The organism is Streptomyces glaucescens (assembly GCF_002154375.1).
GTDB lineage: Bacteria > Actinomycetota > Actinomycetes > Streptomycetales > Streptomycetaceae > Streptomyces > Streptomyces glaucescens.
In genome coordinates this window covers 1-6,821 of sequence record NZ_MUND01000331.1, presented here as the reverse complement: position 1 = coordinate 6,821, position 6,821 = coordinate 1, and the positions used below count along the sequence as shown (strand labels likewise).

At 68.1% G+C, this 6,821-nt stretch carries 5 protein-coding genes; all 5 read right to left on the bottom strand.

All coding sequences use genetic code 11. From position 1 onward, the window contains the following. On the bottom strand, positions 1-1,307 hold a 1,307-nt coding region (locus CCN42_RS21880; RefSeq protein ID WP_245877406.1), incomplete at its 3' end, for a pyridoxal phosphate-dependent aminotransferase. A gap of 130 nt (positions 1,308-1,437) precedes the next feature. Beyond that, positions 1,438-2,583, bottom strand: a complete 1,146-nt coding sequence (locus CCN42_RS21875) for an aldose epimerase family protein (protein WP_086738071.1) — start codon at positions 2,581-2,583, stop codon at positions 1,438-1,440. Between the two features lie 61 nt (positions 2,584-2,644). Beyond that, positions 2,645-3,889 (bottom strand): multiple monosaccharide ABC transporter permease, encoded by a 1,245-nt coding sequence (gene mmsB, locus CCN42_RS21870; RefSeq protein WP_086738067.1) that lies wholly within the window; start codon positions 3,887-3,889, stop codon positions 2,645-2,647. Further along, the gene (gene mmsA / locus CCN42_RS21865) at positions 3,886-5,436 is read right to left on the bottom strand and encodes a multiple monosaccharide ABC transporter ATP-binding protein (RefSeq protein WP_086168162.1); all 1,551 of its coding nucleotides are present in this window, start codon (positions 5,434-5,436) and stop codon (positions 3,886-3,888) included. Before mmsA ends, mmsB begins: the two co-directional genes overlap by 4 nt. A 32-nt stretch (positions 5,437-5,468) precedes the next feature. Beyond that, the gene (gene chvE, locus CCN42_RS21860) at positions 5,469-6,581 is read right to left on the bottom strand and encodes a multiple monosaccharide ABC transporter substrate-binding protein (RefSeq protein ID WP_086738069.1); all 1,113 of its coding nucleotides are present in this window, start codon (positions 6,579-6,581) and stop codon (positions 5,469-5,471) included. Between the last annotated feature and the right edge of the window lie 240 nt (positions 6,582-6,821).

Sequence of the window (6,821 nt, the reverse complement as noted above, 5' to 3'; positions counted from 1 at the left end):
TGCAGGGCCTGACCGCGGGGCTGCGGCGGGCTCTGGGCTGGTGGCAGCGGTACGCCCGGCCCGGCGTTCAGCCCCGCGGTCAGGCCCTGCATGCCCGTCCCGTTGGTCGCGCCGACCAGCCGGTCAACCGCCGCCGTGCCCGAGCTGTAGCTGGTCCCGTTGCCCAGCTCGGACACGGCGGCTCCCCTCCTGGTCCCGTAGAGCACCTGTTCCAGGCCGGACACCAGGCGACGCACGTCGACCTGGGGGCGCACCACGAGCCGCAGGAAGCGGCTGGACGAACCGATCTTGTTGCCGCACTCGCGGACCAGGATCCGGTGCTCGGTGAGCAGCCGGTCCCGGACCACCGTCCCCTCCGCGCCGACGGGGAGGCGCACGAAGAGGAAGTTGCCCTGGGAGGGGTACACCGTCAGCCCGGGGAGGGCCGACAGCCGGCCGGACATCTCCAGGCGGTCGCGGCGAACCTGCTGGAGGCTGCGCGCGTACTCCGCGCCGTGCTCGCGCAACATGAACACCACGTGCTCCGCGAACGAGTTGATGTTCCACTTCGGCAGCATGGCGCGGACCTTGCCGGCCAGCGCCGGGTTGGCGACGAGGTAGCCGAACCGTATGCCGTGCAGGCCGAAGTTCTTGCCGAGGCTGCGCAGCACGATCACATTGGGGCGCAGCATCGCCTCCTGGACCACGCTGGGCTCGCTCTCGGCGTCGCAGAACTCCAGGAAGGACTCGTCGACGACGACCAGGTCCCGGTCGGCCATCGCGTCCAGGAACTGCGTGACCGCGTGCCGGTGCAGATAGCCGCCGTCCGGGTTGTTCGGGTTGCACAGGACGACGGCCCGCGTCCCGCGCGTGCGGACGAAATCGGCGTACCGCGCGAGGTCGAGGGCGAAGCCGCCGGACTCCTGGAGCGGGAACATGTCGACCCGCTTGCCGGTCTCCATGGGCTGGTCGGTCCAGCGGCCGAAGGTGGGGACGGGGACGGCCAGGGACTCCCGGACGAGCAGATGGTCGATCCAGGTGATCAGCTCCGTGGAGCCGTTGCCCATGGCCACGCACTGCGGCGGGAGCTGGAGCAGGTCGCACAGTTCCGCGGTGACGGTGTCGGCGCTGCTCGGGTAGTACGTGAGGATGTCCCGGAGCCTGGCCGCCATGTCGTCGAACATCGCGGGGGTGGGGAAGTACGGGTTGCAGGGGATGCAGAAGTCCACCGGCCCGGCTCCGTCAGCGCCGCCCTGCCGCGTCAGCGCCGCCATCGACGGGCTGTGCGCGGCGCCGCTGCGGAACAACGAGGTGACGTTGTCAGGCAAGGGGACCTCCGTGCTGTGGGTGGCCCGCGCGGGGGAGCACGGGCCGCCCTTACATACGAAGGCGTGCGGGACGCCGTTCAACTCCTGTGAAGAAAACGTGCGTTGCCGCACGGGCGGGGGACACCCACGGTCACGCGCCGAACGAGTGCACCGTCGTCGAGCGGTACGTCTGCCCCGGGCGCAGCACCGTCGACGGGAACGACGGCTGGTTGGGCGAGTCCGGGAAGTGCTGGGTCTCCAGGCAGAGCGCGTCGCCCTGCCGGTAGATCCGGCCGCCGCTGCCGACCAGGGTGCCGTCGAGGAAGTTGCCGGAGTAGAACTGCAGGCCCGGCTCGGTCGTCGCGATCTTCATGGTGCGGCCGGAGCGCGGGTCGCGCAGCGTGGCGATGTGCTCGGGGCGGGCCGTGATGCCCTTGTCCAGGACCCAGTTGTGGTCGATGCCCTTGCCGTACAGCAGCTGCTGGTGGGCGTCCCGGATGTCCTCGCCGACGGTCTTGGTGCGGCGGAAGTCGAAGGGGGTGCCCGCCACCTTCGCCAGCTCGCCCGTGGGGATCAGGCCCGCGTCGACCGGGGTGTAGCGGGAGGCGGCGATGGACAGCTCGTGGTCGTAGACGGTGCCGCTGCCCTCACCGGCCAGGTTGAAGTAGACGTGGCTGGTGAGGTTGCAGACGGTCGGCTTGTCCGTGGTGGCCTCGTAGTCGATGCGCCAGTCGCCCGCGCGGGTGAGGGTGTACGTCACCTCGGCCTTCAGGGTGCCGGGGTAGCCCATCTCGCCGTCGGCGCTGGTGTGGTACAGGCGCAGGCCGACATCGGAGCCCCGCGTGAACGGCTCGACGTCCCACACCCGCTTGTCGAAGCCCTGCGCACCGCCGTGCAGGCTGTGCTCGCCGTCGTTGACGGAGAGCTGGTACGCCGTGCCGTCCAGGGTGAAGCGGCCCTGGTCGATGCGGTTGCCGTAACGGCCGATGAGCGCGCCGAAGTAGGGGCTGGAGGAGACGTAGTCCTCGATGTTGTCGAAACCGAGGGAGACGTTCGCGTACCGGCCGCGGCGGTCCGGCAGCTCCAGGGACTGGACGATCCCGCCGTAGGAGAGAACCTTCATCCGCGTGCCGCCGTTCTCCAGCGACCAGCGGTACACCTTGGTGCCGTCGGCGAGCCTGCCGAAGAGCTCCTTCACCGGCTTCCTGCCTCCCGTGGCGTGGGCGGTGCCGCCGAGGGCGGCGGTGACACCGGCGGCGGCCGCCCCGGCGATGACGGTACGTCTGCTCATGTCCATGTGCATAGTGCGGCTCCCGGATGAGGAGGGGGCCCCGCCGTCCGGCGGGGCCCCGGCTGACTTACGAACCGGACTTGCGCTTGTTCCACACGTCGAACCCGACCGCGGCCAGCAGGGCGAGTCCCTTGATGACCTGCTGCCAGTCGGTGCCGACGCTGAGGAGGTTCATGCCGTTGTTCAGCACGCCGAGGACCAGGCCGCCGATGATCGCGCCGAGGACGGTGCCCACACCGCCGCTCATGGACGCGCCACCGATGAACGCCGAGGCGATCGCCTCGAGTTCGTAGTTCAGGCCGGCCTTCGGGGACGCCGCGTTCAGCCGGGCGGCGATCGCCAGACCGGCCAGGGCCGCGAGCACGCCCATGTTCAGGAAGACCAGGAAGGTGACCTTCTTGTCCTTCACACCGGACAGCTTCGCCGCCGGCAGGTTGCCGCCGATCGCGTAGATGTGCCGGCCGAAGATGGAGTTGCGCATGAGGTAGCCGTAGCCGACCACCAGCGCGCCCAGGATCAGCAGGACGATCGGCGCGCCCTTGTAGCTGGCGAGCAGCAGGGTGACCGTGAGCAGGGCGGCGGCGATGGCGACCAGCTTCAGCAGGAAGAGGTTCAACGGCACCACGTCCAGCGAGAACTCCTGCTGGCGCTTGCGGTCGCGCAGCTCCTGGAGGACCACGAAGGCGATCAGGACGAAGCCCAGCAGCAGCGTGATGTTGTGGTAGTTGGTCTCGGGTCCGACCTCGGGCAGGAAGCCGTTGCCCATCTTCTGCAGGCCGTCCGGGAACGGGCCGAGGGTCTGCCCCTCCAGCAGGATCTCCGTGATGCCGCGGAAGACCAGCATGCCGGCGAGGGTGACGATGAACGACGGTATGCCGAGATACGCGATGAAGAACCCTTGCGCCGCGCCCGCGACCGCGCCCGCCAGCAGGCACAGCACGACGGCCACCGGCCAGGCGATGTCGTGCTGCACGGTCAGTACGGCTGCGAACGCGCCCACGAACGCGGTCAGCGAGCCGACCGACAGGTCGATGTGGCCCGCGATGATGACGAGCATCATGCCGATCGCGAGGATCAGGATGTAGCTGTTCTGCAGGACCAGGTTGGAGACGTTGCGCGGCAGCAGCAGGTCGCCGTCGGTCCACACGGCGAACAGCGCCACGATCAGACCGAGGGCGAGCAGCATGCCGTACTGGCGCATGTTGCGTCGCAGGCCGTCCAGCACCAGGTGGAGCAGGCCCCCGCCCGACGCCGATCCGGTGCCGCCCGGCGGCGCCGGGGCCGGGCTCTTGGCGGTCACATCCGTGCTCATCGGGTTACCTCTTTGTCCTTCGTCATCTGGCGCATCAGCGATTCCTGCGAGGCCTCGGCCCGCGAGAACTCACCCGTCAGCCGCCCGGCGGCCATCGTGTAGATGCGGTCGCACATGCCGAGCAGTTCGGGCAGCTCGGAGGAGATGAAGACGACCGCCTTGCCCTCGGCGGCCAGCTTGTCGATGACCGTGTAGATCTCGTACTTGGCGCCGACGTCGATGCCGCGCGTCGGCTCGTCCAGGATCAGCACGTCCGGACCGGCGAAGATCCACTTGCTGAGGACGACCTTCTGCTGGTTGCCGCCGGACAGCTTGCCCACCGGCTCGAACACCGTCGGCGCCTTGATGTTCATCGACTTCCGGAACCGCTCGGCGACCTGGCGCTCCTCGTGCTCGTCGACGACGCCGCGCTTCGCGACCTTCGCCAGCGCGGTCAGCGAGATGTTCCGGTTGATGGTGTCGATCAGGTTCAGGCCGTAGTGCTTGCGGTCCTCGGTGACGTACGCGATGCCGTTCGCCACCGCCTCCGCGACCGTCTTCGTCCGGATCTCCCGGCCGTCCTTGAGGACCGTGCCGCCCGCGTAACGGCCGTAGGTGCGGCCGAAGACGCTCATCGCCAGCTCGGTGCGGCCGGCGCCCATCAGGCCCGCGATGCCGACGATCTCCCCGCGCCGCACGTTGATCGAGACGTCGTCGACCACCTTGCGCTGCTGGTCGATCGGGTGGTGCACGGTCCAGCCCCGGATCTCCAGCGCGGGGGCCGTGCCCTCCTCCGGGTGGTGCGGGGTGCGCTCGGGGAAGCGGTGGTCCAGGTCACGGCCGACCATGCCGCTGATGATCCGGTCCTCGGTGGTGCCCGGGTCCTTCACGTCGAGCGTCTCGATCGACCGGCCGTCCCGGATGATCGTCACCGAGTCGGCGACCTTGCGGATCTCGTTCAGCTTGTGGGAGATGATGATCGAGGTGATGCCCTGGTTCTTCAGCTCCAGGATCAGATCGAGGAGCTTGTCGCTGTCCTCGTCGTTCAGCGCCGCCGTCGGCTCGTCGAGGATGAGCAGCTTCACCTTCTTCGACAGCGCCTTGGCGATCTCCACCAGCTGCTGCTTGCCCACGCCGATGTCGGCGACGCGGGTCTCCGGGTGGTCGGTCAGCCCGACCCGGCGCAGCAGCTCGGTGGCGTGCCGCAGGGTCTCGTTCCAGTTGATCAGCCCGCGGGTGGCGTGCTCGTTGCCGAGGAAGATGTTCTCCGCGATGGACAGGAACGGCACCAGGGCCAGCTCCTGGTGGATGATCACGATGCCGTGCTGCTCGCTCGCCCGGATGTCCTTGAACCGGCAGAGCTCTCCCTCGAAGAGGATCTCGCCCTCGTAGCTGCCGTGCGGATGGACGCCGGAGAGCACCTTCATCAAGGTGGACTTGCCGGCGCCGTTCTCGCCGCAGATGGCGTGGACCTCGCCCTGCCGGACGGTCAGCGTGACGTCCGACAGCGCCTTGACGCCGGGAAAGGTCTTGACGATCGAGCGCATTTCCAGGACGGGTCCCGCCATGGTCGTGCCTTCCAATCCCTAGGGTGCGGGCGTTACTTGAGGTCCGATTCCTTGATGTAGCCGGAGTCGACGACGGCCTGCTGGTAGTTGGCCTTGTCGACGGCGACCGGGTCGAGCAGGTAGGCGGGCACGACCTTCGCCCCGTTGTCGTAGGTCTTGGTGTCGTTGACCTCGGGCTTCTTGTCGTTCAGCAGCGCGTCGACCATGTTCGAGGCGACCTTGGCCAGCTCGCGGGTGTCCTTGTAGACGGTCATCGACTGCTCGTCCGCGATGATCGACTTCACCGAGGCGACCTCGGCGTCCTGTCCGGTGACCACCGGCAGCGGCTTGTTCTTGGAGCCGTAGCCGTCCGACTTCAGCGCCGACAGGATGCCGATGGAGATGCCGTCGTACGGCGAGAGCACCGCGTCGACCTTGCCGCTCTTGTACGACTTGGTGAGGATGTCGTCCATGCGGCGCTGCGCGGTGGCGCCGTCCCAGCGCAGCGTGGTGACCTGGGTCAGCTCGGTCTGGCCGGACCGCACGACCAGCTGCTTCTTGTCGATGTAGGGCTGCAGGACGTTCATCGCGCCCTGGAAGAAGTAGCGGGTGTTGTTGTCGTCGTTGGAGCCCGCGAACAGCTCGATGTTGAAGGGGCCCTTCTCGCCGCCGTCCTTCAGGCCGAGCTTCTCGACGATGTAGGTGCCCTGCAGCTCGCCGACCTTCTCGTTGTCGAAGGAGGCGTAGTAGTCGACGTCCGGCGAGCCGAGGATGAGCCGGTCGTAGGAGATGACCGGGATGTCGGCGTCCTTGGCCTGCTGGAGGACGTTGTTCATCGACTTGTTGTCGATGGCCGCGATGATCAGGGCGTCCACACCCTGCGTGATCATGTTCTCGATCTGGGAGACCTGCTGGTCGGGGTCGTCCTCCCCGTAGACCAGCTTGGTCTTGTAGCCCTTGTCCTCCAGGTGCTGGACCACGTTGTTGCCGTCGGCGATCCAGCGCTCGGAGGACTTGGTCGGCATGGAGATGCCGATGGTGGCGTCTTCGCCGCTGCCCTTGCTCTGCTCGCTGCCGCCCTCGCTGTTCTGGCCGCAGGCGGTCAGGGTGAGGGCCAGGGAGGCGGCGGTGGCTATCGCGGCGAGTGCGGCTCTGCGGTTGCGCATGGTCATCTTCCTCGATGTCGGTGCGGGAGGGGCCGGGCGCTCGAGACGGTTCTGATGTGTGATTCTGTTGGGCTCCGTCTTCTTCTGTGAAGAGGGCGTGTCCGAAAATTTATGAATGCGTTTCGAACCGCTGGAGCCGGCCGGGCAGCCGGGAGCCGAGCGGCGCCATGTCCCCGTCCGCCCCGTGACGGGCCAGCAGGTCCAGCGCCAGCCGTCCGCGCCGTACCCGCTCCTTGGCGG

Excerpts from the sequence above, each read along its gene's own strand:
- mmsA (WP_086168162.1), bottom strand. The coding sequence starts at position 5,436 with ATGGCGGGACCCGTCCTGGAAATGCGCTCGATCGTCAAGACCTTTCCC.
- chvE (WP_086738069.1), bottom strand. The coding sequence starts at position 6,581 with ATGCGCAACCGCAGAGCCGCACTCGCCGCGATAGCCACCGCCGCCTCC.
- CCN42_RS21875 (WP_086738071.1), bottom strand. The coding sequence starts at position 2,583 with ATGGACATGAGCAGACGTACCGTCATCGCCGGGGCGGCCGCCGCCGGT.
- mmsB (WP_086738067.1), bottom strand. The coding sequence starts at position 3,889 with ATGAGCACGGATGTGACCGCCAAGAGCCCGGCCCCGGCGCCGCCGGGC.